At 72.9% G+C, this 25956-nt stretch carries 27 protein-coding genes; 9 read left to right on the top strand and 18 right to left on the bottom strand.

Annotated features, from left to right (window positions below; all coding sequences use genetic code 11):
* Nucleotides 1-9: 9 nt before the first annotated feature.
* The 4 genes from chvE to SGLAU_RS10885 all read right to left on the bottom strand — a co-directional run bounded on the left by chvE (nucleotide 10) and on the right by SGLAU_RS10885 (nucleotide 4489).
* Nucleotides 10-1122, bottom strand: a complete 1113-nt coding sequence (chvE, locus tag SGLAU_RS10900; RefSeq protein WP_043500594.1) for a multiple monosaccharide ABC transporter substrate-binding protein — start codon at nucleotides 1120-1122, stop codon at nucleotides 10-12.
* A gap of 110 nt (nucleotides 1123-1232) precedes the next feature.
* Complete coding sequence (locus tag SGLAU_RS10895) at nucleotides 1233-2201, bottom strand: hypothetical protein (RefSeq protein ID WP_043500593.1); 969 nt, start codon at nucleotides 2199-2201, stop codon at nucleotides 1233-1235.
* A 129-nt stretch (nucleotides 2202-2330) separates the two neighbouring features.
* Nucleotides 2331-3335, bottom strand: coding sequence for a zinc-dependent alcohol dehydrogenase (locus SGLAU_RS10890; RefSeq protein WP_043500590.1), 1005 nt, complete (start codon nucleotides 3333-3335; stop codon nucleotides 2331-2333).
* On the bottom strand, nucleotides 3332-4489 hold the full coding sequence (locus tag SGLAU_RS10885; RefSeq protein WP_043500589.1) for a mandelate racemase/muconate lactonizing enzyme family protein: 1158 nt from the start codon (nucleotides 4487-4489) through the stop codon (nucleotides 3332-3334). The genes SGLAU_RS10890 and SGLAU_RS10885 overlap by 4 nt, the downstream gene beginning before the upstream one ends.
* A 278-nt stretch (nucleotides 4490-4767) precedes the next feature.
* On the opposite strand from SGLAU_RS10885, the gene SGLAU_RS10880 reads away from it, so the two are divergent.
* Nucleotides 4768-5757: a hypothetical protein gene (locus tag SGLAU_RS10880; protein ID WP_043500588.1), complete on the top strand. Its 990-nt coding sequence runs from the start codon at nucleotides 4768-4770 to the stop codon at nucleotides 5755-5757.
* Nucleotides 5758-5769: 12 nt separating this feature from the next.
* Here the strand turns inward: SGLAU_RS10880 and SGLAU_RS10875 are convergent, their stop codons facing one another.
* Nucleotides 5770-6234: a MarR family winged helix-turn-helix transcriptional regulator gene (locus tag SGLAU_RS10875; protein WP_043500586.1), complete on the bottom strand. Its 465-nt coding sequence runs from the start codon at nucleotides 6232-6234 to the stop codon at nucleotides 5770-5772.
* Nucleotides 6235-6341: 107 nt separating this feature from the next.
* On the opposite strand from SGLAU_RS10875, the gene SGLAU_RS10870 reads away from it, so the two are divergent.
* Complete coding sequence (locus SGLAU_RS10870) at nucleotides 6342-7364, top strand: NADP-dependent oxidoreductase (RefSeq protein ID WP_043500585.1); 1023 nt, start codon at nucleotides 6342-6344, stop codon at nucleotides 7362-7364.
* A gap of 106 nt (nucleotides 7365-7470) precedes the next feature.
* The gene (locus tag SGLAU_RS10865; protein WP_043500583.1) at nucleotides 7471-7890 is read left to right on the top strand and encodes an organic hydroperoxide resistance protein; all 420 of its coding nucleotides are present in this window, start codon (nucleotides 7471-7473) and stop codon (nucleotides 7888-7890) included.
* Nucleotides 7891-7984: 94 nt separating this feature from the next.
* Here SGLAU_RS10865 and SGLAU_RS10860 read toward each other — a convergent pair whose 3' ends face one another.
* Entirely contained in the window at nucleotides 7985-9145 is a 1161-nt protein-coding gene (locus SGLAU_RS10860; RefSeq protein WP_043500580.1) for an EstA family serine hydrolase, read from the bottom strand.
* A gap of 265 nt (nucleotides 9146-9410) precedes the next feature.
* On the opposite strand from SGLAU_RS10860, the gene SGLAU_RS10855 reads away from it, so the two are divergent.
* The gene (locus tag SGLAU_RS10855; RefSeq protein ID WP_043500578.1) at nucleotides 9411-10202 is read left to right on the top strand and encodes an EI24 domain-containing protein; all 792 of its coding nucleotides are present in this window, start codon (nucleotides 9411-9413) and stop codon (nucleotides 10200-10202) included.
* Nucleotides 10199-10813, top strand: a complete 615-nt coding sequence (locus SGLAU_RS10850) for a LysE family translocator (protein ID WP_043500575.1) — start codon at nucleotides 10199-10201, stop codon at nucleotides 10811-10813. Before SGLAU_RS10855 ends, SGLAU_RS10850 begins: the two co-directional genes overlap by 4 nt.
* Here SGLAU_RS10850 and SGLAU_RS10845 read toward each other — a convergent pair.
* The 3 genes from SGLAU_RS10845 to SGLAU_RS10835 all read right to left on the bottom strand — a co-directional run bounded on the left by SGLAU_RS10845 (nucleotide 10785) and on the right by SGLAU_RS10835 (nucleotide 14275).
* Entirely contained in the window at nucleotides 10785-12059 is a 1275-nt protein-coding gene (locus SGLAU_RS10845; protein ID WP_208868984.1) for a pyroglutamyl peptidase, read from the bottom strand. The genes SGLAU_RS10850 and SGLAU_RS10845 overlap by 29 nt on opposite strands.
* 303 nt (nucleotides 12060-12362) lie before the next feature.
* Nucleotides 12363-13340, bottom strand: a complete 978-nt coding sequence (locus tag SGLAU_RS10840; protein ID WP_043500573.1) for an aldose epimerase family protein — start codon at nucleotides 13338-13340, stop codon at nucleotides 12363-12365.
* A gap of 26 nt (nucleotides 13341-13366) precedes the next feature.
* Nucleotides 13367-14275: an SGNH/GDSL hydrolase family protein gene (locus tag SGLAU_RS10835; RefSeq protein WP_078957673.1), complete on the bottom strand. Its 909-nt coding sequence runs from the start codon at nucleotides 14273-14275 to the stop codon at nucleotides 13367-13369.
* A gap of 263 nt (nucleotides 14276-14538) precedes the next feature.
* Between SGLAU_RS10835 and SGLAU_RS10830 the strand changes: the two genes are divergently transcribed.
* A complete protein-coding gene (locus tag SGLAU_RS10830; RefSeq protein ID WP_043500570.1) occupies nucleotides 14539-15033 on the top strand; it encodes a DUF3145 domain-containing protein in 495 nt (164 codons plus the stop codon).
* Between the two features lie 80 nt (nucleotides 15034-15113).
* Here the strand turns inward: SGLAU_RS10830 and fabF are convergent, their stop codons facing one another.
* The 5 genes from fabF to fasR all read right to left on the bottom strand — a co-directional run bounded on the left by fabF (nucleotide 15114) and on the right by fasR (nucleotide 20019).
* Entirely contained in the window at nucleotides 15114-16385 is a 1272-nt protein-coding gene (gene fabF, locus SGLAU_RS10825) for a beta-ketoacyl-ACP synthase II (protein WP_043500566.1), read from the bottom strand.
* A 75-nt stretch (nucleotides 16386-16460) separates the two neighbouring features.
* On the bottom strand, nucleotides 16461-16709 hold the full coding sequence (locus SGLAU_RS10820; protein WP_043500565.1) for an acyl carrier protein: 249 nt from the start codon (nucleotides 16707-16709) through the stop codon (nucleotides 16461-16463).
* A 78-nt stretch (nucleotides 16710-16787) separates the two neighbouring features.
* A complete protein-coding gene (locus tag SGLAU_RS10815; protein ID WP_043500561.1) occupies nucleotides 16788-17789 on the bottom strand; it encodes a ketoacyl-ACP synthase III in 1002 nt (333 codons plus the stop codon).
* 23 nt (nucleotides 17790-17812) lie between these two features.
* Complete coding sequence (locus SGLAU_RS10810; protein ID WP_043500558.1) at nucleotides 17813-18724, bottom strand: ACP S-malonyltransferase; 912 nt, start codon at nucleotides 18722-18724, stop codon at nucleotides 17813-17815.
* Nucleotides 18725-18813: 89 nt separating this feature from the next.
* Nucleotides 18814-20019 (bottom strand): fatty acid biosynthesis transcriptional regulator FasR, encoded by a 1206-nt coding sequence (fasR, locus tag SGLAU_RS10805; RefSeq protein ID WP_043500554.1) that lies wholly within the window; start codon nucleotides 20017-20019, stop codon nucleotides 18814-18816.
* Between the two features lie 73 nt (nucleotides 20020-20092).
* Here fasR and SGLAU_RS10800 point away from each other — a divergent pair, with 73 nt between their 5' ends.
* The gene (locus tag SGLAU_RS10800; protein WP_043500552.1) at nucleotides 20093-20746 is read left to right on the top strand and encodes a pirin family protein; all 654 of its coding nucleotides are present in this window, start codon (nucleotides 20093-20095) and stop codon (nucleotides 20744-20746) included.
* Nucleotides 20747-20889: 143 nt separating this feature from the next.
* Here the strand turns inward: SGLAU_RS10800 and SGLAU_RS10795 are convergent, their stop codons facing one another.
* Both SGLAU_RS10795 and SGLAU_RS10790 read right to left on the bottom strand, forming a co-directional pair.
* Complete coding sequence (locus SGLAU_RS10795) at nucleotides 20890-21711, bottom strand: serine hydrolase domain-containing protein (protein WP_043500551.1); 822 nt, start codon at nucleotides 21709-21711, stop codon at nucleotides 20890-20892.
* A gap of 18 nt (nucleotides 21712-21729) precedes the next feature.
* Nucleotides 21730-22206, bottom strand: coding sequence for a GNAT family N-acetyltransferase (locus SGLAU_RS10790; protein ID WP_043500550.1), 477 nt, complete (start codon nucleotides 22204-22206; stop codon nucleotides 21730-21732).
* 85 nt (nucleotides 22207-22291) lie between these two features.
* Here SGLAU_RS10790 and SGLAU_RS10785 point away from each other — a divergent pair, with 85 nt between their 5' ends.
* A complete protein-coding gene (locus tag SGLAU_RS10785; protein WP_043506479.1) occupies nucleotides 22292-22756 on the top strand; it encodes a MerR family transcriptional regulator in 465 nt (154 codons plus the stop codon).
* Nucleotides 22753-23766 (top strand): aldo/keto reductase, encoded by a 1014-nt coding sequence (locus SGLAU_RS10780; RefSeq protein ID WP_043500548.1) that lies wholly within the window; start codon nucleotides 22753-22755, stop codon nucleotides 23764-23766. Before SGLAU_RS10785 ends, SGLAU_RS10780 begins: the two co-directional genes overlap by 4 nt.
* Nucleotides 23767-23814: 48 nt before the next feature.
* On the opposite strand, the gene SGLAU_RS10775 is transcribed toward SGLAU_RS10780, so the two are convergent.
* Nucleotides 23815-24669, bottom strand: coding sequence for a DUF4429 domain-containing protein (locus tag SGLAU_RS10775; RefSeq protein WP_208868983.1), 855 nt, complete (start codon nucleotides 24667-24669; stop codon nucleotides 23815-23817).
* 57 nt (nucleotides 24670-24726) lie between these two features.
* Nucleotides 24727-25944: an alpha/beta hydrolase gene (locus SGLAU_RS10770; protein ID WP_043500543.1), complete on the bottom strand. Its 1218-nt coding sequence runs from the start codon at nucleotides 25942-25944 to the stop codon at nucleotides 24727-24729.
* Nucleotides 25945-25956: the final 12 nt, after the last annotated feature.

The raw sequence follows: 25956 nt of genomic DNA, 5'->3' as shown, positions 1-25956 counted from the left end.
GTGCGGGCGTTACTTGAGGTCGGATTCCTTGATGTAGCCCGAGTCGACGACGGCCTCCCGGTAGTTGGCCTTGTCGACGGCGACCGGGTCGAGCAGGTAGGCGGGCACGACCTTCGCCCCGTTGTCGTAGGTCTTGGTGTCGTTGACCTCGGGCTTCTTGTCGTTCAGCAGCGCGTCGACCATGTTGGAGGCGACCTTGGCCAGCTCGCGGGTGTCCTTGTAGACGGTCATCGACTGCTCGTCCGCGATGATCGACTTCACGGAGGCGACCTCGGCGTCCTGCCCGGTGACCACCGGCAGCGGCTTGCTCTTGGAGCCGTAGCCGTCCGACTTCAGCGCCGACAGGATGCCGATGGAGATGCCGTCGTACGGCGAGAGCACCGCGTCGACCTTGCCGCTCTTGTACGACTTGGTGAGGATGTCGTCCATGCGGCGCTGCGCGGTGGCGCCGTCCCAGCGCAGGGTGGTCACCTGGGTCAGCTCGGTCTGGCCGGACCGCACGACCAGCTGCTTCTTGTCGATGTAGGGCTGGAGGACGTTCATCGCGCCCTGGAAGAAGTAGCGGGTGTTGTTGTCGTCGTTGGAGCCGGCGAACAGCTCGATGTTGAACGGGCCCTTCGCGCCGCCGTCCTTCAGTCCGAGCTTCTCGACGATGTAGGTGCCCTGGAGCTCGCCGACCTTCTCGTTGTCGAAGGAGGCGTAGTAGTCCACGTCCGCGGAGCCGAGGATGAGCCGGTCGTAGGAGATGACCGGGATGTCGGCGTCCTTGGCCTGCTGGAGGACGTTGTTCATCGACTTGTTGTCGATGGCCGCGATGATCAGGGCGTCCACACCCTGGGTGATCATGTTCTCGATCTGGGAGACCTGCTGGTCGGGGTCGTCCTCCCCGTAGACCAGCTTGGTCTTGTAGCCCTTGCCCTCCAGGTGCTGGACCACGTTCTTGCCGTCGGCGATCCAGCGCTCGGAGGACTTGGTCGGCATGGAGATGCCGATCGTGGCGTCTTCGCCGCTGCCCTTGCTCTCCTCGCTGCCGCCCTCGCTGTTCTGGCCGCAGGCGGTCAGGGCGAGGGCCAGGGAGGCGGCGGTGGCTGCTGCGGCGAGTGCGGCTCTGCGGTTGCGCATGGTCATCTTCCTCGATGTCGGTGCGGGAGGGGCCTGGCGGGCGGGCGGAACGGATGTGTGGGATTCTGTTGGGCTACGTCTTCTTCTGTGAAGAGGGCGTGTCCGAAAATTTATGAATGCGTTTCGAACCGCTGGAGCCGGCCGGGCAGCCGGGAGCCGATCGGGGCCATGTCGCCGTCCGCCCCGTGACGGGCCAGCAGGTCCAGCGCCAGCCGCCCGCGCCGCACCCGCTCCTTGGCGGTGGCCAGGGTGAGGTCCCGCAGGTGGTGGCCGTACGGGTAGATGCCGGGGGCCTTCGACAGGCCGAACTTCAGGTAGAGCGGCGCACCCCGCCGGATCAGCTCCGCGACCTCGTACATCCGGACGTAACCGCCGAGATCGTCGGGTGCCTCGATGTACATGTCCATCGGCGCGCCGGAGACCCGGCGGATCTCGGTGAGGTGATTCAGTGTCAGATCGCTGGGCACGTTGACGGAATCGGCGCCCAGCCGCTCGTACACCGCGTACGCGGCCGGGTTGACGGGGCCGATCAGCGCCGAAACTTTCAGCGTGGTGTCGGCGGGGATGATCCCGGCCTCGCGCGCCCGGTGCAGCGTCCACAGCACACCCTCGTCGGCCACGAGCAGGCACTTGACGCCCAGTTCGGTGGCGCGCACCGCGTCCTCGACACAGCCGGCGACCGCGTCGTGGCCCCGCGCGCGCAGCCCCGCCCCGCGCGAGTCGGTGCGGGTCGAGCCGCCGATGTCCCACGTGCCGCGCGGGCCGGTGAACAGGCAGAGTTCGATGTCGCGTTCGGCGGTCGCCTCGACCATTTCGGTGATCTCGGCGTCGGTCAGCATCCACACGCCGCTGCCCTGGCTGATCCGGTGGATCGGCACATCGAGGCGCCAGGCCTCCTTGAGCACCACGGCCAGCGCCTCGGGACCCTCGCACGAGGGGATCTCGGTGCGCCAGCGGCCACCGCCGGGGAAGGCGTGCGGCGAGGCGTCGGCGGGGTCGAGTGCGGGCGCGCCCAGGCCGAGCGAGGCGAGCGCCTGCTCGCCGGGTCGACGGGCTGCCGGGGCGGAAGCGTCGGTCACAAGCTGTCCTTTGTGTTCGGTATATCGGACGAGGTTCGCGGCTCCAGGCGTGCGGGGCCGGAAGCACGCCGGTACGGGGGCCCTCGGGCGGCCCCGTACCGGCGTACGGCTGGGGGAGTGCCGAAGCGGCTAAGGACGCAGCAGCACCTTGCCCACCTTCGGATCGCCGGCCCCCACCAGCTCGATCGCCCGTGAGAACTCGGCGAGCGGCAGCTCGTGCGTGACCAGCGGCACCGGGTCCAGGAGTCCCGCCCCGAACACCCGCACCGCGTGCGACCAGGCGTCCGGCGGCGCCCCGAAGACGGTGTGCACCTCCAGCTGCCGCACCACCAGGTCGGTCGGGTCCAGACCCTGTGCGCCCGGCGCCGGGATGCCCGTCAGCACCAGCCGGCCGCCGCGCCGCAGCAGGCCCGCCGAAAGCCGCGCCGCGTCCGCCGAGCCGGCGGTCTCGATCACGACGTCGACGTCGTCCGGCAGCTCCTGGTCCTTGGTGCGGAAGCCGGTCGCCCCGAAGCGCCGGGACAGCTCCTCACGGTCCCGCCGGGTGCCCACCACCAGCAGCTCCGCCGGCGAGGCGGCCCGCAGGAACTGCACCGCGAACATGCCGAGCGTGCCCGTGCCGACCACCGCGACCCGCTCGCCCGGCCGGGCGTTCGCCTTCAGCGCGGCGGCCGCGATGCAGGCGGCCGGCTCCAGCAGGGCGGCGGCCGTCAGGTCCGCGTCCTGCGGCAGCACGTGCAGCAGCCGGGCCGGCAGGGTGAGGGTGGCCGCCATCGCGCCGGGCTGGGTGAACCCCGTCTCCTCGTACCCGTCCGTGCACAGCGTGGTCTCGCCCGCGTGGCAGCGGTGGCACACCTGGCAGTTGCGGAAGCCCTCGCCGACGACCTTGCGGCCCACCAGGGACCGCGGCACCCCGGCGCCGACCGCCTCCACCGTCCCGGACCACTCGTGGCCCGGGGTCAGCGGATAGCGCACGTACCCCTCGGGCCGGTTGCCCTGGTACACCTCCCGGTCGCTGCCGCAGATCCCCACGGCGTGCACCCGCACCAGCGCCTCCCCGGCCTCCGGGCGGCGCGGCGTGTGCTCCACCAGCCGGTGGCTGCCGGGGGAGTCGACGACGACGGCCGTGCTCACCGGGCGTCCTTCGGGGCCCGCTTCTCCCAGCCTTCGGCCCACAGGTCGAAGTGCGCCCGCTGCTGCGGGAACTCGGCGGCGGCGTCCACGTCCAGCTCCACACCCAGGCCGGGGGCGTCGGAGAGGTGGAAGTACCCGTCGACCACCTGGGGCGCGCCCTTGACCACCTTCTTGATCTCCGCGTCGGCGAAGTCGTTGAAGTGCTCCAGGATCTTGAAGTTCGGCGAGGTGAAGCCGACCTGGAGGGACGCGGCGGTGAGCACCGACCCGCCCACGTTGTGCGGCGCGACCAGCATGTAGTGGGTCTCGGCCGTCGCCGCCAGCTTCCGCGTCTCCCAGATGCCGCCGATGTGGCCGACGTCCGGCTGGATGATGTCCACGGCCTGGTTGTCGAACAGCTCGCGGAACTCGATCCGGTCGTGGATCCGCTCACCCGTGGCGACCGGGATGTCCACCTTCGCGGCCACCTTCTCCAGCGCCTTCAGGTTCTCCGGCGGGCACGGTTCCTCCAGCCAGGCCGGCTTGAACGGCGCCAGCTCCCTGGCCAGCCGTACGGCGGTGGCGGGCGAGAACCGGCCGTGCATCTCCAGCATCAGCTCGGCGTCCGGGCCGATCGCGTCCCGGACGGCCTCGATCAGGGAGACCGCGTACAGCGTCTCCTGGTGGTCCAGCTCGAAGTGGCCGGTGCCGAAGGGGTCGATCTTCAGCGCCTTGTACCCGCGCTCCATGACCCCCTGGGCGGCCTTGTGGTAGGCCTCGGGGGTGCGCTCGGTGGTGTACCAGCCGTTGGCGTACGCCTTGACCCTGTCGGTCACCTTGCCGCCGAGCAGCTGCCACACGGGCACGCCCAGCGCCTTGCCCTTGATGTCCCAGCAGGCCATCTCCACGACGGCGATACCGGACATCACGATCTCGCCGGCCCGGCCGTAGTCGCCGTACTTCATCCTCTTCACGAGGTCCTCGACGGCGAACGGGTCCGAGCCGAGAATGTGGTTGACCTCGGCTTCCTTCAGGTAGCCGAGGAGGGCGTCGGTGTGTCCCAGCATCCGGGTCTCGCCGACTCCGGTGATGCCCTCGTCGGTGTGCACCTGTACGTAGGTCAGGTTGCGCCACGGCGTCCCGACCACGTGTGTGCTGATTCCGGTGATGCGCACGGCAGTTGCCCCTCGTGAACGTTCGGATTGTTCGAAATTTCGTCACACGTTCGAAATGCTGGCGTGACAGTAAGGAGGGGGCGGCGGGGGTGTCAATGGGTCGAACGGATAACGGTTTCGGCACTTTCGAAAGTCCGCACCGAAAGCCGCTTTCGGGCGATGGGGGAGGGATGCCTGAGGTGTCCTCGCCTCCGCGGGCCCGGCCCGGGAGTTCCCTACAGAACATTCACAGCCACGGCTAGGCACGTTACCGACCCGGAACCTAATCTTCCCGCGTCATGGACTACTGCCACCCGTGCCGACGGCACCTGAACGGCGCCCTCGCCTGCCCGGGCTGCGGCACGCCGGCCGAACACCTCCCCGCGGCGCCACTCGGACCCGGGGACCCGCACCGGGGAGCGGACCACCTGCCCGGCGGCACCCACCCGCCCAGCGCGTACGCCCCGGAGCCCGCGCCCGGCGCGTACGCCCCGGAATCCACGGACGGCGGGTACGCGGCGCCCGGTGGCGCGGCCGGCTCCGGCCCCCGTCCCGGCGGCGGACCGGGGCACGGGAGCGGGCCCGGACCCGCCGGCGAACCCGGAACCGGCGGCACGGGCGAACCCGGCGGTGCACCCGAGCCCGGCGCGTACGCCGGCCGGGCCGCCGCCCGGCGTGGGCGGCGGAGCGGCGAGGGAGCCGAAGGAGCCGAGGGGCCGGACGGCACCCCGGGTCCGCGTGGCCGCGGCGACGAGAGCCGCCGTGACCGGAAGGCCGCCGCCCACCGGCGGCGCCGCCGTCGCGCGCTGCTGATCGGCGCGGCCTTCGTGCTGGCCGCGGGCGCTCTCGGTCTCGCGGAGCTCGGGATGGACGCCTCCGGCTCGGCCCCGGCCCCCGCCGCGGCCGGCGACGCCTCGGCGGACGGCGGGGTCTCGGAGCCGTCCGAGGAGGAGGGCGGGGCGGCGGACCCGCTCGCCGACCCCGCGGCCCCGGCGGCCCCCACGGGCACGGCATCGGGCACGGCGTCGGCCTCCCCGTCCGGCTCGGCGTCCCCGTCCCCCTCGGCGGGCGGGGAGTCGGCCGGGCCGACGGACGGGGCGAGTCTCACCCGGGCGCCCCAGACGGCGTCCGCCGGCGCCCCGCAGGACGGCACCGCGCCCGCCACCACGCAGGCCCCGCCGGCCGAGGAGCCGGCCCCCACGCCCAGCTCGGACCCGGCCACGTCGGCTCCGGCGCCGGATCCCTCGCCGTCGCAGACGTGCGACCGGTTCCTGTGGTGGTGCACCTGACGCCGGGCGGCGTCACACCGTGCCGGACTCCGGCTCCGGCCCCACCATCTGCCGCAGCAGGTCCCGCAGCGCGAGCCGTTCCTCCTCGCTGAGCGCCGCCAGCGGCTCGCGGGCGAAGCGGAGCGAGTCGCGCAGGCTGCGGGCGACCCGGCGTCCCTCCTCCGTCGGCGCGGCCACCTTCACGCGGCGGTCGGCGGGGTCGGGGCGGCGTTCGACGAGGCCGCGGGATTCCAGGCGGTCGACGATGCCGGTGACGTTGGACGGCTCGCACCGCAGTTTCCGGGCCAGCTTGCGCATGGGCAGCGGGCCGAGGGAAAGCAGGGTGAGGAGCTTCGCCTGGGCGCCGGTGAGGGCGTGCCCGGCGGCGGCCTCCTCGAACTCCTCGTGGTAGCGCGCCACGACCGCGCCGATCAGGTCGACGACTTCCAGGGTCAGGTCGTCGGGTCGGCGGGCGGGACGGTCGGAGGGTGCGGCCATGACAACCAGAGTAACGGGCGTTGCTTGACATCCTGAAATATTCAGGAGCATGGTTGTTTCAGGTACTGAAAGATTCGTGCTGAGGCTTTCCGAAAGGTCCGGGTTCCATGTCCGACGCCCCCACGCTCCCCGCCGTCAACCGTGAATGGCACCTGCTCAGCCGTCCGGTCGGCTGGCCCAAGCCCGAGGACTTCGCCCTGGTCGAGGCGGAGGTCCCGACCCCGCGCGAGGGCCAGGTGCTGGTGCGGAACCTGTACCTCTCCGTGGACCCGTACATGCGCGGCCGGATGAGCGCCGCCAAGTCGTACGTCGCCCCCTTCGAGCTGGGCAAGGTCATGCAGGGCGGGGCCGTCGGCGAGGTCGTCGCCTCCGACGCCGAGGGCTTCGAGCCCGGCGACCATGTGCTGCACTTCCTCGGCTGGCGCGAGTACGCCGCCGTGAGCGCCCAGCACGCCGTCAAGGTGGACCCGGACGCGGCGCCCCTGTCGACGTACCTCGGCGTCCTCGGCATGACCGGCCTGACCGCCTACGCCGGTCTGCTGCGCACCGCGTCCTTCAAGGAGGGCGACGCCGTGTTCGTGTCCGGCGCCGCGGGTGCCGTGGGCAGCCAGGTGGGCCAGATCGCCAGGCTCAAGGGCGCCTCGCGGGTGATCGGCTCGGCCGGCTCCGAGGAGAAGGTGAAGCTGCTGGTCGAGGAGTACGGCTTCGACGCGGCCTTCAACTACAAGGACGGCCCGGTGGGCGAGCAGCTGCGCGCGGCGGCGCCCGACGGCATCGACGTCTACTTCGACAACGTGGGCGGCGACCACCTGGAGGCCGCGATCGGGTCGCTCAACGAGGGCGGCCGGATCGCGGTCTGCGGCATGATCTCCGTCTACAACAACACCGAGCCCGCCCCGGGCCCGAAGAACCTTGCCCGGCTGATCCAGACCCGCGGCCGGATCGAGGGCTTCCTGGTCGGCGACCACTACGACCTCCAGCCGCAGTTCGTCCAGGAGGTCGGCCCCTGGGTCGCCTCGGGCGCGCTGAAGTACCGCGAGACGGTCGTCGAGGGCATCGAGAACAACCTGGAGGCGTTCCTCGGCGTCCTGCGCGGCGACAACACCGGGAAGATGATCGTCAAGCTCTGACGCCCGGCGGCCCTTCTGTCGCATTCCGGTATGCGGTAACTTCTTTCCGAAAGCCGTCGGCGATCGTGGGCGCGAGTCGCGGCGGACCGAGGAGGAAGACCACCGCATGTCCATTCAGCAGTCGGACGTCCTGTACACCGCCGTCGCCACCGCCGAGAACGGCCGCGACGGCCGGGTCGCCACCGACGACGGCAAGCTCGACGTCGTCGTCAACCCGCCCGTCGAGATGGGCGGCAGCGGCGCCGGCACCAACCCGGAGCAGCTGTTCGCCGCCGGCTACAGCGCCTGCTTCCAGGGTGCCCTGGGCGTCGTGGCCCGCCAGGAGAACGCCGACATCAGCGGCTCGACCGTCACCGCGAAGGTCGGCATCGGCAAGAACGACGAGGGCTTCGGCCTGATCGTGGAGATCTCCGCGAACATCCCGAACGTCGACGCCGAGACCGCCGCGAGCCTGGTCAAGAAGGCGCACGAGGTCTGCCCGTACTCGAAGGCGACCCGCGGCAACATCACCGTGACCCTCGGCTGACGGCGTCGTTGCACACGGCGGAGGCCGCACCCCTGGACGTGGGGTGCGGCGTCCGCCATGCCCGCCCCGGCGACGGCCCGCCGGGGGCGCACCCTCAGAGCGCCAGTGCCGCCCTGTGCACCGCCCGCACGAACCCCGCGTTCTCCGGCGCCGCCCCGCCCGGGAACGCGCTCCGGCGCCGGGTGTAGCCGTACGCCAGTCCGCTGCGCGGGTCGGCGAACGCCTGCGCGCCGCCCGCGCCGCTGTGCCCGAACGCCCCGGCGCCCAGGAACGGGTACCAGTTCTCGGCGGTCGCCTGGAAGCCGAGCCCGAACGCCTTGTGCGCGCGGGCCACCAGGTCGTACCCCACCGAGTGGAGCTGGCCCACCTCGGCGATCGTGTCCGGTTTCAGCAGCGGCGGACGCCCGTCCACCGTGCTGATCGCCGCCGCGTACATCCCGGCCAGCCCGCGCGCCGAGGCGACCCCGCCCGCGGACGCCGGGCCCTTGGCCCGCACCAGCCGCGTGTTGGCGTGGTCCACCAGCCCGCCGGCGTCCGGCGCGTGCGTGTTGAACGCGATCGAGGAGAGCGTGTGCGGCCCCGTCGGCAGGCCGTCCAGCACCGCCTGCTGCTCGGGTGTCGGCGCCATCGGCTGCACGCTCCTGAAGCGGGGCTCCTCGGACTCCGGCAGGCCCAGGTGGAAGTCGAGACCGTAGGGGGCGCGCACCCGGTCCTCGTACACCTCCTGGAGGGTGCGGCCGGTGGCCCGCCGCACCACCTCGCCGGTGAGCGCGCCGATCACCAGCGCGTGGTAGCCGAACGCGGTGCCCGGCCGCCAGAACGGCCGCTGGTCCGCGAGCCGTTCGGCGATCACCCGGTCGTCGGCCAGCTCCTCCTGGGTGAACCCGGCGTCCAGCCCGATCAGGCCCGCCCGGTGCGCGAGCAGGTCGCGCAGGGTCACCTCGCCCTTGCCCTCGGCGCCGAACTCCGGCCAGTAGTACGTCACCTTCCGGTCCGGCTCCAGCGTGCCGTCCTGCACCAGGAGGGCGGCGACCAGGTGCGCGGCGCCCTTGGTGCAGGAGAAGACGCCGTACAGCGACTCGGCGGTGACGTCCGGACCCGTCCACAGGTCGACGACCCGGCGGCCGTGCACATAGGCGCACAGCTGCCCCTCGTAGTCGGGCCGCTCCCGGCGCTCGCGGGCGGCGAACGCGGCGAACTCCTCCCGTACGCCCTCGAAGCCGTCGGCGACCGTGCCGTGGATCTCCTGTGTCATCCGCTCTCCTCCACCCGCTGCTTCCCGTGGTCGGCCGTGCCCGGCCGGCGTGGCGGAATTCTCCCCCGAGGTGATCACGGAAGAGGCATCCCGTGCCGAAGAGCACCGCATCGGGTCCGCCGGCCGCCCAGGGCCGCCCGGCCGCGTACGACCGCTCGGCGCGCACCCCGGCGCCGAGGCCGGTGAAGGCCGCGTGCGCGGTCCGCTCCGCCCGGGGGGATCCGGCGTCGGCAAGGGCCGCGTCACCACCCGATAGAGTGCGGCCATGCGCGATCTCGGGGTGGGCTTCGGCTATCTGATCAAGGGCCAGCGCTGGGTGGCCCGGCACGGCAGGCGGTACGGATTCGGGCTGCTGCCCGGGCTGATCACCCTGGTGCTGTACGCCGCCGCGCTCACCGCGCTCGCCCTGTGGGGCGAGGACCTCGTCGCCTGGGCGACCCCCTTCGCCGACGACTGGTCCAGCCCGTGGGCCGGCCTGTTCCGCGGACTGCTGACCGCCGTGCTCTTCGCGCTGTCCCTGCTGCTGGCCGTCGTCACCTTCACCGCCGTCACCCTGCTGATCGGCCAGCCCTTCTACGAGAGCCTGTCGGAGTCGGTGGACCGGGACGTCTCCCCGGACGGCACCGCGCCCGAGTCGAACCTGCCGCTGTGGCGGGAACTGTGGATCTCCGGGCGGGACAGCCTGCGCATCGTCGTCCGCGCCGCCCTGTGGGGCGTGCTGCTGTTCGCGCTCGGGTTCGTCCCGGTCGCCGGGCAGACGGTCGTGCCCGTGCTCGGCTTCTTCGTCACCGGCTTCTTCCTCACCGAGGAACTGACCGCCGTCGCGCTCCAGCGCCGCGATGTCGCCCTGCGCGACCGCCTCGCCCTGCTCCGCTCCCGCAAGACCCTGATCTGGGGCTTCGGCACCCCCCTCGCCGTGGCCTTCCTCGTGCCCTTCGTGGCGGTCTTCCTGATGCCGGGCGCGGTCGCGGGCGCCACCCTGCTCGCCCGCGACCTGTGCGGGGAGGAGAGCGCCGGGAGCGCCGCCGAGCGGCAGCCGGAGGACGCCGCCTCATGACCGAGATGCTCGCCGTGGCCACCATCACCGTCCTCGCGGTGATCGCCCCCGGCGCCGACTTCGCGATGATCGTCCGCAACAGCTATCTGCACGGCCGCCGCACCGGCCTGCTGGGCGCCCTCGGCGTCGCCGCGGGCGTCCTGGTGCACGTCACCTACACCATGCTCGGCGTGGGCCTGCTGATCGCCTCCTCCGCCTTCCTGTTCACGGTCGTCAAGCTGGCCGGCGCCGCCTACCTCGTCTTCGTCGGCGTCCGCACCTTCCGCGCCCGCGCCGAGGTGCGCGTCGACCTGGACGCCGGGAGCGGCCTGACCCCGTCGGCCGCGCTGCGCGCCGGTTTCCTCACCAACGTCCTCAATCCCAAGACGACCCTGTTCGTCGTCTCGACCTTCGCCCAGGTCGTCGGCCCGGACACGCCGGTCCACCAGCAGGCGGGCTACGGACTGTTCATGTCCCTCGCCCACCTGCTGTGGTTCGCCGTCGTCGCCGTGTTCTTCTCCCAGGACCGGATGCGCACGCTGATGCTGCGCGCGCAGAAGGTCCTCAACAAGGTGATCGGCTCGGTGCTGGCCGGCCTCGGCGTCAGCCTCGCGTTCGCCCCGTCGCACTGACCGCGGCGCTCACGATCGCCCGCACCTGGGCGACGATGTCCAGCCGGTTGCGGACGAACTCGGGGTCGGTGACCTCCGTGGTGTTCGCGGCGCCGAACTGGAGCACGGGCGTGTGCACATGGCCGCCGGGCAGGGTGCCGTGCAGCCCCAGGCGGTCCCGCAGCAGCGTCGCCCGGTAGGCGATCTCGTTGGACAGGTAGTCGCCGCCGCCCCCGGCCCGCGCCGCCGAGCCCGGCGTCGGCCCGTCCGACCGTACGACCGGCTCGGTGCCGCCCGCCGGGACCTCCGTCACGGACGTGTTGTCGTGGACGGGGAAGCGGCCGGTCTCCGCCGCCACGATCTCCCGGTACGGCAGGGTCGTCGACGTCCACTGCGGCTGCGTCGCGGGCTCCTCGACCGGGATCGTCCCGGTGCGGCCGGTGTTCTCGTTGTCGGGGAACCCGCCGCGCCAGGCCCCGTTGGTGCGCTCGATGTCGAACCGGCCGACCCGGCCCTGGCTCACCGTCGCGAACAGGTCGGCCTTCGGGAGCTGCGGCCCGAGGGCCCGTTCGACCGTCCCCCGCGTGAAGTCCCGCCAGCGCACCGGGAACACCGCGGTCTCGATCCGCGCCGGACCCGCGGCGGTCTCGATCACCGTGCCGTCCAGGGCGAGCGCGGCGGCCCCGGACGGGTTGGAGATCCGGATGTCCCGGTCCAGCGTGAACGGGTCGAACCCGGTGACCAGGACCCGCCGGACGCCCTCGCCGGTCCGGCCGCCGTGCGGGAACCGGAGGTCGGTCTGCCCCCGCGAGGCCCGCTCCAGCGCGTCCAGCAGCGCCTCGCGCCGCGCCTCCGGCAGGGCGAACCGCGGCTGCCAGCCCCGCACTTCCCGGACCATCCCCAGCCGCGCCCAGTACAGCGGCCGGTCGTCGTCCCGGCTCAGGTCCCCGGCCGCCGGGCCCCGGCCCTGCGCGCGGTCGACCGCCCGCCGCCACAGCGCCGTTCCCTCACGCACGACGACGGCGCGGGCCCGGGCGTAGGAGCGGGCCGCGTCGAGGGCCTCGGCGAGCCGGGGAGCGGCGTCGCCGAATCCGGAGCGGCGCAGGATCTCCTGCGGTACCGCCTGGTCCAGCCGCCGCTCCTCGACCGTCACGGCGGTACCGGTGCCGGCGGGGGAGGCGGGGGAGGCGGTGGCGGGCGCCGCGAGGCCGGCCGCGAGGGCCAGGCCGAGCAGAGCGGATACGGGGACGCGCGGTGACAGGGGTATCAAGGCGGATCGGTCCTTCCGTCGCCGTCGGAGCGTGGTGCGGGACGGCGGAAGCCTCCCCGCGGCGCACGGCGTCTACGCGGTCACCGCGCACCCGGCATCGTCAGGTCGCCCCACGGGTGTTCGAGATCTGGGACGAGATGACCACATCGTGTCCGTTTGTGAAGGGTTCGTACGAAGTTCCGGCCGGACGCGCGATCACCGGCCGTGGGATCCTCGCGGCGGTTACCGTCGGAAGCGGGACGACTCGTCCTGCCGAGCAGCCCCGGCCCGGGACCTGACCCCGGGCCGGGGCTCGTCCGGTCAGCGGCGCACCGAGAAGCCGTACACGGTCTCGGAGCGGAACACCTCGCCCGGCCGCAGCACCGTGCCCGGGAACTCCGGCCGGTTCGGCGAGTCCGGGAAGTGCTGGGTCTCCAGCGCGATGCCCGCGCCGGGGGAGAGCGGACCGCTCAGGTGGTCCGCGGTGTACAGCTGGAGGCCCGGCTCGGTGGTCGCCACCGTCAGCACCCGCCCGGACCCCGGGTCGTACAGCTCGGCGACCTCCTCGGCCGCCGCCGTGACCCCCTTGTCCAGCACGAAGTTGTGGTCGTACCCGGTGCCCGCCGGCCGCGCCTCGCGGAAGTCGAACCGGGTCCCGGCCACCTCGGCGATCCCCGTCGGGATCAGGTCCTCGTCGACCGGCGTGTACCGCGCAGCGGCGATCCGCAGCTCGTGTCCGCCCGCGGGACCCGACCCGGCGCCGGCGAGGTTGAAGTAGCTGTGGTTCGTCAGGTTCACCACGGTCGGCGCGTCCGTCACCGCCTCGTACCCGATCCGCAGCGCGCCGTCCGCGTCCAGCGTGTACGTCACCGCCACCGCGAGCCGCCCCGGGAACCCCTCCTCGCCGTGCGGGCTGACCCGGCTCAGCCGCACCCCGTCCGGCACCGGCGTGCCCTCCCACACCCGCCGGTCGAAGCCGCGCTCACCGCCGTGCAGCGTGTTCGGCCCGTCGGTGCGCGCCAGCGCGTACGTCAGCCCGTCCAGCTCGAACCGGCCGCCCGCGATCCGGTTGGCGTAGCGGCCGATGAGCGCGCCCAGGAACGGACCAGGGTTGTCCAGATAGTCCGTCAGCTCCTCGAACCCCAGGACGACGTCCGCCGTCCGGCCGTCCCGCCCGGGCACCTCCACCGACTGCACGATCCCGCCGTAGGAGAGGATCCGCACCCGCACGCCGCCCCGCTCCAGGGTCCAGCGGTACACCGGCGTGCCGTCCGGAAGTGTGCCGAAGTGTTCGCTCATGGGCGGAACCCTAGACGAGCCGTCACCTACGGCGCCCGCGGGGCCGTCACCGTGCGATAGGCGATCTCCGCGAGCCGCGCCTGCCCGTCCACGCTCGGGTGGAACCAGTCCCACGGGCTCAGCTGCGCCACCCCGAACCGGTACGCGTACACCGCCCCGCCGTCGAAACGGCAGTACCGGTCCTTCGCGCACACCTCGCCCAGCACCTCGTTGTACGCCTCCACCCGCTTCTGCACCGCCGAGCGCCGCGACCGCGCCGCCGCGTCCACGGCGTCCGCGTCGTCCAGCATCGACGGGCAGATGCCCAGCTCCCACACCCGCTTGCCCAGCTCACTGGTCCGGCCCTGGGACCACAGCCGCATCAGATCGGGCACGCTCGCCACGTACACCTGCGCCTTGGGCGCGGTCCGCCGCAGGGTGCGCAGCGCCTCGGTGAAATCGGCCCGGAAGTCGGCCACCGGGGTCATCGCCCGCGCCGACGCCCGGCAGGCGTCGTTCGCGCCCGCCATCACCGTCACCAGCTCCGGCCCGCGGGCCGCCGCCCGCGCCATCTGCCCGGGCAGGTCCGCCATCCGCGCCCCGGTCACCGCGTAGTTCCAGCTGTGCGAGGCCGCCCGCTTCCGCCCCAGCAGCCGTACCGCGAGACTGCCGACCTCCGGGCTGCTGCCCGTCGCCCAGGACGCCTCCGGGCAGTCCGACAGGACCGTGCAGGCGTCGAAGCCACGGGTGATCGAGTCGCCGACGGCCGCGACCGACCGCGGGCTGGTGTCCCACGCCGGGGCCGGCGAGGGCGACGCCCGGCGGGCCTGGCTGCCGGACGGGCCCGGCCGGTCGCCGCCCGCGGCGTCACAGCCGGCGACCCCGACGACCGCCGCCGCGGTCACGCCCGCGAGGACGGCCCGCGCGCGGTGGCGTCGCTTCCGCAGGTTCCGCATGCTGGTCCCTCCCTTGCCGGCCGTGCTGTCGTCTCATGTTCCCCAACCCATGACAGCGCCCCGGGGTTCCCGGCGCACCTCATGCGACGGGTCACACCCGCACAGGCGTCCTGCCGGGTGAATGGCGGAGGTTTCCCGCTACAACGACCGACGGTACGTCACACTCCTTGCCCCGCCGCACGGTAGCCTCGCCATCAACGTGGCCTGCCCGGCCACCACCGCCCGCCCGTCCGCACCCTGTCCCGCTCAGCCCGGAGGTCCCGGTGACGACACGTGGAGTTCTGTACGTGCACTCCGCGCCGCGCGCGCTGTGCCCGCACGTCGAGTGGGCCGTCGCCGGGGTGCTCGGCACACGCGTCAACCTCGACTGGATCCGGCAGCCCGCCGCCCCCGGCACCTGGCGCTCGGAGTTCTCCTGGCAGGGCGAGGCGGGCACGGCCTCGAAACTGGCGTCGGCCCTGCGCGGCTGGCACCTGCTGCGCTTCGAGGTCACCGCGGAACCCTGTCCCACCGCCGAGGGCGAGCGCTACAGCTGCACCCCCGACCTCGGCATCTTCCACGCCGTCACCGGCATCCACGGTGACATCCTCATCCCCGAGGACCGGCTGCGCGCCGCACTCCTGCGCTCCCAGCGCGGCGAGACGGACCTGGAGGCGGAGATCGCCAGACTCCTCGGCAAGCCCTGGGACGACGAGCTCGAGCCCTTCCGCTACGCGGGCGAGGGCGCCCCGGTCCGCTGGCTCCACCAGGTCGTCTGAGCGACACCGGGGCGGCGGTGCCCCGGACGGCGAACGGCCCGCCCCCCGAAGGGAGCGGGCCGCTCTCACACCTGACGGAGTCACACCGTCCGGAACGCCAGCACCACGTTGTGCCCACCGAACCCGAAGGAGTCGTTCAGGGCCGCGATACGGCCCTCGACGGGCAGCTTGCGGGCCTCACCGCGGACGATGTCCGCGTTCGCCTCGGCCTCGGGGTCGAGGTTGTCCACGTTGATGGTGGGCGGCGCCACCCGGTGGTACAGCGCGAGGACGGTCGCGACCGACTCGACACCGCCGGCGCCGCCGAGCAGGTGACCGGTCATCGACTTGGTGGCGGACACCGCGAAGTGGTCGGCCTCGTCGCCGAACACCTTCCGCAGCGCCTTCAGCTCGGCCACGTCACCGGCCGGCGTCGACGTCGCGTGCGCGTTGACGTGCATGATCTCGGCCGGTTCGAGGTCCGTCCGCTCCAGCAGGTTCTGCAGGGCGTGCGCGATGCCGCGGCCCTCCGGCTCCGGCTGCACGATGTCGTGGCTGTCGGCGGAGATACCCTGCCCGACCGCCTCGGCGTACACCCGGGCCCCGCGCCGTGCGGCGTGCTCGGCGGACTCCAGGACGATCACGCCGGCGCCCTCGCCGAGGACGAAGCCGTCCCGGGCGACGTCGTACGGCCGGGACGCGCCCTGCGGGTCGTCATTGTTCTTGGACATCGCCATCATGTTGCCGAACGCGGCGATCGGCAGCGGGTGGATGGCGGCCTCGGTGCCACCGGCGATCACCACGTCGGCACGGCCGGTGCGGATCATCTCGATGGCGTAGCCGATGGCCTCGGCGCCGGACGCGCACGCGGAGACCGGCGTGTGGACGCCCGCACGGGCGTTCACGGCCAGACCGACGTTGGCCGACGGGCCGTTCGGCATGAGCATGGGGACGGTGTGCGGGGAGACGCGGCGGACGCCCTTCTCCTTCAGCACGTCGTACTGGTCCAGCAGGGTCGTCACACCGCCGATGCCGGAGGCGATGACGGCGCCCAGCCGGTCGGGGTCGACGGACGAGTCCTCGCCGGCCTTGCCGGTGAAGCCCGCGTCGGCCCACGCCTCCTTGGCGGCGACCAGCGCGAACTGCGCCGACCGGTCCAGCTTGCGGGCCTGCGGCCGGGGGAGGACCTCGGTGGGCTCCACGGCCACCGGCGCGGCGATCCGGACCGCCTGGTCGGCGGCCCAGTCCTGTTCGAGGGGCTTGACGCCGGAGCGCCCGGCGACCAGGCCCTCCCAGGTGGAGGCTGCGTCGCCACCCAGCGGTGTGGTTGCGCCGATACCGGTGACGACCACGGTGCGATTGGTCGGGCTCACGGGAATTCTTTCTCCAGATCGGTGGATTCAGCGGCGCCACCGCCGGGTGGCGGGGCAGGCAACGAGCCTTGAGGATCAGGCCTGGTGCTTGAGGATGTACTCGGTCGCGTCGCCGACCGTCTTGAGGTTCTTGACGTCCTCGTCGGGGATCTTGACGTCGAAGCGCTCCTCGGCGGCGACGACGACCTCGACCATGGACAGCGAGTCGACGTCCAGGTCGTCGGTGAAGGACTTGTCCAGCTGGACGTCCTCAACCGGGATGCCGGCGATCTCGTTCACGATGTCGGCGAGACCGGCGACGATCTCTTCCTGAGTGGCGGCCATGTTGGCGCTCCTTCGTTTTCTATCCAGATGGTGTGGCGGTGGGTTCCGCAGCGGATCGCGTGATCCGGCACGGAGTGCCTAGGGGAGGGTAACGACCGACGCTGCGTAGACGAGACCCGCCCCGAATCCGATGACGAGCGCGGTGTCGCCGCTCTTCGCCTCGCCGGTCGCCAGGAGCCGCTCCATCGCGAGCGGGATCGAGGCGGCCGAGGTGTTGCCGGTGGTGCGGACGTCACGGGCGACCGTGACCGACTCCGGCAGCTTCAGGGTCTTCACCATCGAGTCGATGATCCGCTCGTTGGCCTGGTGCGGGATGAAGACATCGAGGTCGGCGGCGGCGACCCCGGCGGCGTCCAGCGCCTGCTGGGCGACCTTCGCCATCTCGAAGACGGCCCAGCGGAACACCGCCTGGCCCTCCTGCGTGATCGCGGGGAACCGCTCGACCCCGCCCTCGCGGTAGTCCGTCCACGGGACGGTCTGCTTGATGGTCTCGGCCTTGTCGCCCTCGGAGCCCCAGATGGTGGGGCCGATCGCCGGCTCGTTCGACGGACCCACGACGACCGCGCCGGCGCCGTCGCCGAACAGGAAGGCCGTCGCGCGGTCCTCCAGGTCGGTGAGGTCGCTCAGCCGCTCCACGCCGATGACGAGGACGTACTCGGCGGAGCCCTCGACGATCATGCCCTTGGCGAGGGTGAGGCCGTAGCCGAAGCCGGCGCAGCCCGCCGAGATGTCGAAGGCGGCGGCCTTGTTCGTGCCGAGCTTGTCGGCGATCTCGGTGGCGACGGCCGGGGTCTGCTTGAAGTGCGTGACGGTGGACACGATCACCGCGCCGACCTGCGCGGCGGTGATCCCGGCGTCCGCGATCGCCTTGCCGGACGCCTCGATCGACATGGCGGCGACGGTCTCCTCGTCGTTCGCCCAGTGCCGCGTCTGGATGCCGGACCGCGAACGGATCCACTCGTCCGACGAGTCGATCGTCTCGAGGATCACCTCGTTGGGCACCACGCGGGTGGGCCGGTAGCCGCCCACGCCCAGGATGCGGGCGTACGGGGCGCCCTTGGCGGGCTTGATCTTCGACATGGGTCGGTCGGCTCCTTCGGGACTCAGGCCTGCTCTGCGAAGAGCTCGCGGGCCGCGTCGAGGTCGTCGGGGGTCTTCAGCGCCAGCGTCTTCACACCGGGCAGCGCGCGCTTGGCGAGACCCGTGAGGGTGCCGCCGGGGCAGACCTCCAGCAGGGCGGTGACGCCCAGCTCCTTGAAGGTCTCCATGCACAGGTCCCAGCGGACCGGGTTGGCGACCTGGCCGACCAGCCGGGCGACGACCTCGTCACCGGTGGCGACGGTCCGCCCGTCCTTGTTGGAGACGTACGGCACCTCGGGATCGGCCGGGGACAGCTCGCGCGCGGCCTCGGCCAGCTTGTCGACGGCCGGCGCCATGTGGTGCGTGTGGAACGCGCCGGCCACCTTCAGCGGAACGATCTTGCGGACGCCCTCGGGCTTGTCCTCGTTCAGCGCCGCCAGCTGCTCCAGCGTGCCCGCGGCGACGATCTGGCCCGCGCCGTTCACGTTCGCCGGGGTCAGGCCCAGCTTCTCCAGGTGCGCGACGCTCACCTCGGGGTCGCCGCCGAGCAGCGCCGACATGCCGGTCTCGGTGATCGCGGCGGCCTCGGCCATGGCCAGACCCCGCTTGCGGACCAGGGTCAGCGCGGCGGTGTCGTCGAGGACACCGGCGAACCGGGCCGCGGTGATCTCGCCGACGCTGTGGCCGGCGACGGCGCCGGGGGCGATGTCACCGAGTGCCGCGGCCGACAGCAGGCCCGCCGCGACCAGCAGCGGCTGCGCCACGGCGGTGTCGCGGATCTCGTCCGCGTCTGCCTTCGTGCCGTAGTGGGCGAGGTCCAGTCCGATGGCGTCCGACCAGGCGGCGACGCGGTCGGCTGCCCCGGGCAGTTCGAGCCAGGGGGTCAGGAAGCCGGGCGTCTGGGCGCCCTGGCCGGGAGCGACGAGTACGAGCACTCTCACACTCTCTCTTGGGGACGGGCACGGCCGCCCGTGGGGACAAGGACGAAGAACGGGAGGGGGTTTTGTGGACTACGGACAAAAGACTAGGACTGAAGATCTCCGTCGGCCAGACGCCCCAGGATGAGCGCGATTCGCAGGGTGAAGGCGGAGCGTACATCGGAAGGCGACCAACCGGTGACGTCAGTCACACGTCGGAGCCGGTAGCGCACGGTGTTCGGGTGAACGAAGAGCATCCTCGCGGCGCCCTCCAGGCTGCTCGCCTGCTCCAGATAGACACTCAAGGTTTCGAGGAGCGCGGACCCGGCCTCCTCCAGCGGTCTGTAGATCTCCTCCACCAGCTGCTCGCGGGCGCTCGGGTCCCCGGCCATCGCGCGCTCCGGAAGCAGGTCGTCCGCCAGCACCGGACGCGGGGCGTCCTGCCAGGCCGAACACGCCTTCAGGCCCGCCGCGGCGGCCTGCGCGGAGCGGGTCGCGGCCAGCAGGTCCGGCACGATCGGGCCGGCCACGACCGGACCGGCGGCGAACGGCCCGATCAGCGACTTCGCCACGGCGAGCGGATTGTCGCTGCCGCCCGCGATCACCACGAGGCGGTCCCCGAGCACGCCGGTCAGCACCTGGAGCTTGGCATGCCGGGCCGCCCGCCTTATCGCCTCCACGGTCAGCTCGGAGTCGCCGTCCGGTGCCGTGCCCAGCACCACGCAGACGTGCTCCGGGGAGTTCCAGCCGAGCGCGGCGGCCCGGGACACCGCGCCCTCGTCGGCCTCCCCGCTGAGCACCGCGTTCACCACCAGCGACTCCAGCCGGGCGTCCCAGGCACCGCGTGCCTCGGCGGCCTGGGCGTAGACCTGGGCGGTGGCGAAGGCGATCTCACGGGCGTACACGAGCAGCGCCTCGCGCAGCACCGACTCGTCGCCGGGCGCCGCCACCTCGTCGATCGCGCTCTCCATGACCTCGATGGTGGTGCGCACCATCTCCACGGTCTGGCGCAGCGTGATGGCCCGGGTCAGCTCGCGCGGCGCGGTCCCGAAGACATCGGTGGAGATCGCCTGCGGGGCGTCCGGGCGCCGGAACCACTCGGTGAAGGCGGCGATGCCGGCCTGCGCGACCAGCCCGATCCAGGAACGGTTCTCCGGGGGCATGGCCCGGTACCACGGCAGGGTCTCGTCCATGCGTGCGATGGCCTGCGCGGCGAGGGAGCCGGAGGACTTCTCCAGCCGCTTCAGGGTCGCGTCATGGGCGTGGACGTCCGGCACTGCGGCTTCGGGCTTGCTGGTTTCGGGTTCGGGCACGGGACAAGACTGCCTTATCGGGCCGGGACCGTGGGCCGCCGGGTGGGCACTGGGGGTCTACGGTGGGTGCGTGATGGACGTCCGGCGCGCCGACGAGCGCTACCCCGGAGGGGACCCGCGGGCGGGGATCGTATCCCGGCACGCCTTCTCCTTCGGCCCGCACTACGACCCCGACAACCTGCGCTTCGGCGCGCTGATCGCCTGCAACGAGGAGCGCCTCGCCCCGGGCGCCGGGTTCGACGAGCACCCGCACAGCCACACCGAGATCGTCACCTGGGTCGTGGAGGGCGAGCTGACCCACCGCGACAGCACCGGCCGGGAGACCCGGGTCCGCCCGGGAGACGTGCAGCGCCTCAGCGCGGCGGGCGGCGTCCGGCACGTGGAGCGCAACGACGGCACGGCACCGCTGACCTTCGTGCAGATGTGGCTGGCCCCGCTGACCCCGGGCGGCGACCCGTCCTACGAGGTCGTCCCCGGCATCGCCGACTCCACCCCGTACGCCGTCCCGGAGGCGGGCGCGATGCTCCACGTCCGCCGCCTGGCCCCCGGCGAACGCACCGCGCTCCCGGACGGGAAGTACGTCTACGTCCATGTCACCCGCGGCGAAGTCCGGCTCGCCGCGGGCACCCTGGGCCCGGGCGACGCGGCGCGGATCACCGGGGCGGAGGACCTGGAGGCGGAGGGCGTCACGGAGACGGAGCTGCTGATCTGGGAGATGGCGCCTTAGGGCCTGTCGTTCGGATCACCCCGGCGTCGCGGGGCTCCGGACCTCAAGCCGGGCTGATCCGAACGAAAGGCCCAGGAGGCACCCCTGTGCGCCCCCGGCGGCCGGGCGCGCACCCTTGGTGTGCCCCTGCGGCCGGGCGGGGCTCAGCCGCGCGCCTCCGCCAGCACCGCGTCCGTGAACGGCGGCCACGCCTCGACGGCCCACGGCCCGAAGGCGCGGTCGGCGAGCGCGACGCACGCCAGCCCGGCGTCCGGGTCGATCCACAGGAAGGTCCCGGACTGCCCGAAGTGACCGAAGGTGCGCGGCGAGGACGAGGCCCCCGTCCAGTGCGGGGACTTCCCGCCGCGGATCTCGAAGCCCAGCCCCCAGTCGTTGGGGTTCTGGTGCCCGTACCCCGGGAGCACGCCCTTGGTGCCCGGGTACTGCACGGTCATCGCCGCGGCCACGGTCCGCGGGTCCAGCAGCCGGGGCGCCTGCACCTCCGCGGCGAACCGCAGCAGGTCCCCGACGCTCGACACCCCGTCCTTCGCGGGCGACCCCTCCAGCGAGGTCGACGTCATGCCGAGCGGCTCCAGCACCGCCTGGCGCAGGTACTCGGCGAAGGGGATGTCCGTGGCCTTGGCCACGTGGTCGCCGAGCTGCTCGAACCCGGCGTTGGAGTACAGCCGCCGCTCGCCGGGCGCGGACATCACCCGGTGCTCGTCGAAGGCCAGGCCCGAGGTGTGCGCGAGCAGGTGACGGACCGTCGAGCCGTCCGGCCCGGCCGGTTCGTCCAGCTCGACCGCGCCCTCCTCGTAGGCGACCAGCACCGCGTACGCGGCCAGCGGCTTGGTGACCGAGGCCAGCGGGAAGCGGCGGTCGGCCGGGCCGTGGGTCCCGAGGACCGTGCCGTCGGCGCGTACGACACCCGCCGCGGCGGCGGGAACCGGCCAGTTCTCGATCAACGCGAGGCTGTTCAGCGACATGCCGACGAGCCTAAGCGCTCACAGCCGCAGTTCCATCAACGGGTCCGGCTTGCGGACGAAGCCCATCGAGGCGTACAGCGGCTCGGCCTCGGCCGACGCGGTCAGCTGCACCAGCCCGGCGCCGCGCTCCCGGAACCAGCCCAGCAGCTCCGTCATGCACGCGCGCGCGTACCCCCGGCGCCGCAGCCCGGGGTCGGTCGCGACGCTGAACACGTAGCCGGCTCTGCCCCGCGGATCGCCGGCCCGGCCGATCCGGTACTCCAGCGTCCCGGCCACCAGCGCGGCCAGCGCCCCCGGCCGCTGCGGGTGGTCCACGACGAACGCCGCGAAGTCGCCGTCCGTTTCCGCCAGTCGTGCCCGCAGACCGGGCAGCGACTCGGTGTGCCAGTCGCCGGCGGGCTCGGAGCGCACCGCGTCGATCATCACCTGCCGCAGCCGCAGTACCTCCCCGGCGTCCTCCGGGCCCGCACGACGCACCTGATGTAGGAGTCCCATAAGGTCCACGGTACTTACACCGCGCGGTGAATTCTCGGCCTTTTCGCTTGCTTCGAGTGCGCTCCAAGGTCATAGCGTGGAGCACATGACGGTGATGCAGACCCTGCCCGCGGCCACCGAGGAAACCCCCACCGCAACCGACATCTGCTCCGCCGCGCCGCGCGGACACCCCCGCCCCGACGGCCAGGACCGCTACACGATCAGCGAGGTCGCCGCTCTCACCGGCCTGACCGCCCACACGCTGCGCTGGTACGAGCGGATCGGCCTGATGTCCCACATCGACCGCTCGCACACCGGCCAGCGCCGCTACACCAACCGCGACCTGGACTGGCTCGGCCTGGTGGGCAAGCTGCGGCTGACCGGCATGCCGGTCGCCGACATGGTCCGGTACGCCGAACTCGTCCGCGAGGGCGACCACACCTTCGACGAGCGGCGCGAACTGCTGGAGACGACCCGCCGGGACGTGCTCGCCAGGATCGCCGAGCTGCGGGAGACGCTCGCCGTACTCGACCGGAAGATCGACATCTACTCCTCCGAGAGGACCCGATGACCGACCGCACCATCCCCACCGTCCGACTGGGCCGCGAAGGCCCCGAGGTGGGCATCCAGGGCCTCGGCTGCATGGGCATGAGCTTCGCCTACGGCCCCTCCGACGCCGAGGAGTCCAGGGCCACCCTGGAACGGGCGCTGGAGCAGGGCGTCACCCTGTACGACACGGCGGACGCGTACGGCGCGGGCGAGAACGAACGCTTCCTCGCCCCCTTCTTCAAGGCCCACCGCGACGAGGTGACCGTCGCCACCAAGTTCGCCCTCTCGATCCCGCCGGACGACCCCACGCGCCGGGTCATCCGCAACGACCCGCCGTACATCCGGCAGGCCGTCGAGGACAGCCTGAAGCGCCTCGGCATCGACGTCATCGACCTCTACTACATGCACCGCCGCGACCCGGAGGTCCCCATCGAGGAGACCGTCGGCGTCATGGCCGAACTGGTCCGCGAGGGCAAGGTCAAGCACCTCGGCCTGAGCGAGGTCACGGCCGCCGAACTGCGCGCCGCCCACGCGGTGCACCCGATCGCCGCCGTCCAGTCCGAGTGGTCGCTGTTCAGCCGTGACATCGAGCGGCAGGTGGTCCCGGCGGCGGCCGGACTCGGCGTGGCGCTCGTCGCGTACTCCCCGCTCGGCCGGGGCTTCCTCACCGGCTCCTTCGCCAGCGCCGACGACCTCACCGCCGGCGACTTCCGCCGCCAGCACCCCCGCTTCACCGGAGAGAACGCGGCGGCCAACGCGGCCCTGCTGGACCGGATCCGCGAGGTCGCGGGCCGCCACGGCGCCTCGCTGGGCCAGATCGCGCTGGCCTGGGTCCACCACCGGCAGACACTCCACGGCCTCCCGGTCGTCCCCATCCCGGGCACCCGCAGGCCGGGCCGGGTGGACGAGAACACGGCGGCGGCGCGGATCGCCCTGACGGAGGAGGACCTCGCGGCCCTGGAGCCCATCGCCGCCCGGGTGGCGGGGGACAGGTACGCGGACATGACCTTCACCTCCGCGGGACGCGAGTAGCACGGTCCGCGGCACGGGGCCCGTTCCGGCCCCGTGCCCCGGGCGCCTCTAGAGCTCCGCCAGCAGTTCGGCCTTCTTCACGGAGAACTCCTCATCGGTGACCAGCCCGGCCTGGTGCAGCTCGCCGAGGTGCCGGATCCGGTCGGCGATGTCCGCGGGGTCGCGCCGGTGCGCCGCGGCCACCGCGGCCATCGGCCCGCGCGCCCGCACGGCCTCCAGCACGGCCGCCGCGAACGGCAGCGACTCGTGCACCGGCCCGTACCCCAGCCCGAACACCACCGCCGCGGGATCCTGGTCGGCCTGCGCGGGCTGATCGGCCCCGTCCCGCCGCAGCAGCCGCAGGTGCCCCTCGAACAGCTCGGGCGACCGCCACTCGACGCCGCCCAGCTCGGTGACGGGGAAGCTCTGGTCCCCGGCCTTCCACTTCGCCGACGACGCCCCGGTCCAGAACCACCGGAACCGCACGGTCGTCCCGTCGAAGGACGCCTTCCCGTCGTACGCCTTGAAGGACAGCGGCCCGGCCGGTCCGGCGACCAGGAAGCGGTCGGCGGGCCCCGACTCGGTCAGCAGTGCCCGCAGCTCGTCGGCGTAGTACTCGGCGAGCGTCTCCTTCTCGGCCGGCAGCACCAGCCGGTACGGATCCCCGTGCTCCTTGAGCTGCCCGTCCGCCGCCTCCAGGAGCGGATCGGCCCCCGGCCGCACCTCCGCCCGCAGGACGACGGTCCCGCGCCGGCCGGGGCTCAGCGACACCCCCTGCAACGCCGTCAGCGGCACCCGGCGCTCACCGAGCGCCTGGAACAGCTTGGGTGTTCGAATCCCCCGTTCGTAGCGGATGAGCACGGAGTCGGACTCGAACTCCCAGGCGGCATGAAATCCGGCCAGTACGTCACCCATGCGGCTCATCGTATGCGGCACGCGCTCTTTCGTCCCCTCCCCGCGCAAACCGTGGTTTCTCCGCCGCTACGCGCGTCCGGCCGCCGTCGCACCGGACAAACCCGCCCGGCACATGCCCGTGTCGTCGGCGCAGTCCACCGCGCGGTACGCGCCAACCCCGATCTCGGCGAGGTTGGCCAGGCTGTCCGTGCCGGGTTCGAAGTATCCGGCGTGCCCCCGCGCCTCCCGCGCGGACAGCAGCCGGGCGCCGAAGGAGGCGGACATCGGGTCCGCGCCGTGGCCGAGGCCGCCGAGGTCCAGGTACGGCACGTCCTGGATCCAGTCGTCGGCGTCCCGCATCGCCCACACGTGGGCGGAGGTGCCGAGGTGGGCCGCCTTGGCGACCCGCATGCCGGGGCTGCCCGCCACCGCTATGTCCGTGACCCGGTCCGGCAGCGCGTGCGCGGCGACGCCGCAGACCACGGAACCGTAGCTGTGGCAGAACAGGGAGACCGGCGTGTCACCGGGCAGCGCCCGCACCAGGGCGGTCAGCCGGGCCGCCCCGTCCACGGCGCGGCGCGCGGTCGCCGCGTCCATGCCGATGCCGCTGGGCGCGGTGTAGTCGGCCCAGGCGATCACCGCGGTGCGGGTCGCCGGGCTCGCGGCGCGCTCGGCGGCGTACAGGGACCGCGCCATGCCGACCGGGGCGGAGTACTTACGGTAGGTGCGCTGGAAGGTGAGCAGGTGGGTGTCGACGCCGGGGACGACGACGGAGACCCGTTCGGCCCGCCCGAGGTCGCCGAAGACCTCGGCGACCCGGCCGGAGCCCTCCGGGTCGAAGGCGAGGATGTGCCGGTCCGCGCGCATCAGCGACGCGAAGCGGTCCATCCGGCGGGCCGCCTCGTGCTGCCCGGCCGGGGTGAGCCGGGCGTCGTGCAGGCGCCGTCGCTCCACCGAGCGGGCCTGGCCGAGGGCGATGCGGTTGGCGCGGTAGCGCAGCTCGACGGGGGCGCCGTTCATGTTGCCGACCGCGAGCGGATAGCGCTGCGCGAGCCGGGCGCGCTGGGCGTCGGTGAGGGAGGCGAAGAAGCGGGTCAGCCGGGCGGGGCCGGAGTCGGGGTCCGGGAGCGGGTGCCCGTCGATGCTCCCCTTCTCCCAGGCGGTGCGGGAGGCCTGCATGGGGGTGGTCTCCCGCGGGCCCTTCAGGGCGGTCCAGCCGGTGGTCGCCAGCATGACGAACACGACCGCCAGCGCGAGCAGGGCGCGCCAGAGGCCGAGGGGCGGGGAGGTGTCGGAGGAAGTCACTGGGAGGACACA

Source organism: Streptomyces glaucescens (genome assembly GCF_000761215.1).
Lineage (GTDB): Bacteria > Actinomycetota > Actinomycetes > Streptomycetales > Streptomycetaceae > Streptomyces > Streptomyces glaucescens_B.
This window is presented reverse-complemented; position numbering and strand designations above follow the sequence as displayed.

Coding starts and splice junctions, on each gene's coding strand:
- SGLAU_RS10785 (WP_043506479.1), top strand. CDS start 22,292: ATGACGGTGATGCAGACCCTGCCCGCGGCCACCGAGGAAACCCCCACC.
- SGLAU_RS10790 (WP_043500550.1), bottom strand. CDS start 22,206: ATGGGACTCCTACATCAGGTGCGTCGTGCGGGCCCGGAGGACGCCGGG.
- SGLAU_RS10835 (WP_078957673.1), bottom strand. CDS start 14,275: ATGCGGAACCTGCGGAAGCGACGCCACCGCGCGCGGGCCGTCCTCGCG.
- SGLAU_RS10775 (WP_208868983.1), bottom strand. CDS start 24,669: ATGAGCCGCATGGGTGACGTACTGGCCGGATTTCATGCCGCCTGGGAG.
- SGLAU_RS10865 (WP_043500583.1), top strand. CDS start 7,471: ATGTCCATTCAGCAGTCGGACGTCCTGTACACCGCCGTCGCCACCGCC.
- SGLAU_RS10815 (WP_043500561.1), bottom strand. CDS start 17,789: ATGTCGAAGATCAAGCCCGCCAAGGGCGCCCCGTACGCCCGCATCCTG.
- SGLAU_RS10870 (WP_043500585.1), top strand. CDS start 6,342: ATGTCCGACGCCCCCACGCTCCCCGCCGTCAACCGTGAATGGCACCTG.
- SGLAU_RS10880 (WP_043500588.1), top strand. CDS start 4,768: ATGGACTACTGCCACCCGTGCCGACGGCACCTGAACGGCGCCCTCGCC.
- SGLAU_RS10795 (WP_043500551.1), bottom strand. CDS start 21,711: ATGTCGCTGAACAGCCTCGCGTTGATCGAGAACTGGCCGGTTCCCGCC.
- chvE (WP_043500594.1), bottom strand. CDS start 1,122: ATGCGCAACCGCAGAGCCGCACTCGCCGCAGCAGCCACCGCCGCCTCC.
- SGLAU_RS10850 (WP_043500575.1), top strand. CDS start 10,199: ATGACCGAGATGCTCGCCGTGGCCACCATCACCGTCCTCGCGGTGATC.
- SGLAU_RS10780 (WP_043500548.1), top strand. CDS start 22,753: ATGACCGACCGCACCATCCCCACCGTCCGACTGGGCCGCGAAGGCCCC.
- SGLAU_RS10875 (WP_043500586.1), bottom strand. CDS start 6,234: ATGGCCGCACCCTCCGACCGTCCCGCCCGCCGACCCGACGACCTGACC.
- SGLAU_RS10800 (WP_043500552.1), top strand. CDS start 20,093: ATGGACGTCCGGCGCGCCGACGAGCGCTACCCCGGAGGGGACCCGCGG.
- SGLAU_RS10860 (WP_043500580.1), bottom strand. CDS start 9,145: ATGACACAGGAGATCCACGGCACGGTCGCCGACGGCTTCGAGGGCGTA.
- SGLAU_RS10855 (WP_043500578.1), top strand. CDS start 9,411: ATGCGCGATCTCGGGGTGGGCTTCGGCTATCTGATCAAGGGCCAGCGC.
- SGLAU_RS10820 (WP_043500565.1), bottom strand. CDS start 16,709: ATGGCCGCCACTCAGGAAGAGATCGTCGCCGGTCTCGCCGACATCGTG.
- SGLAU_RS10840 (WP_043500573.1), bottom strand. CDS start 13,340: ATGAGCGAACACTTCGGCACACTTCCGGACGGCACGCCGGTGTACCGC.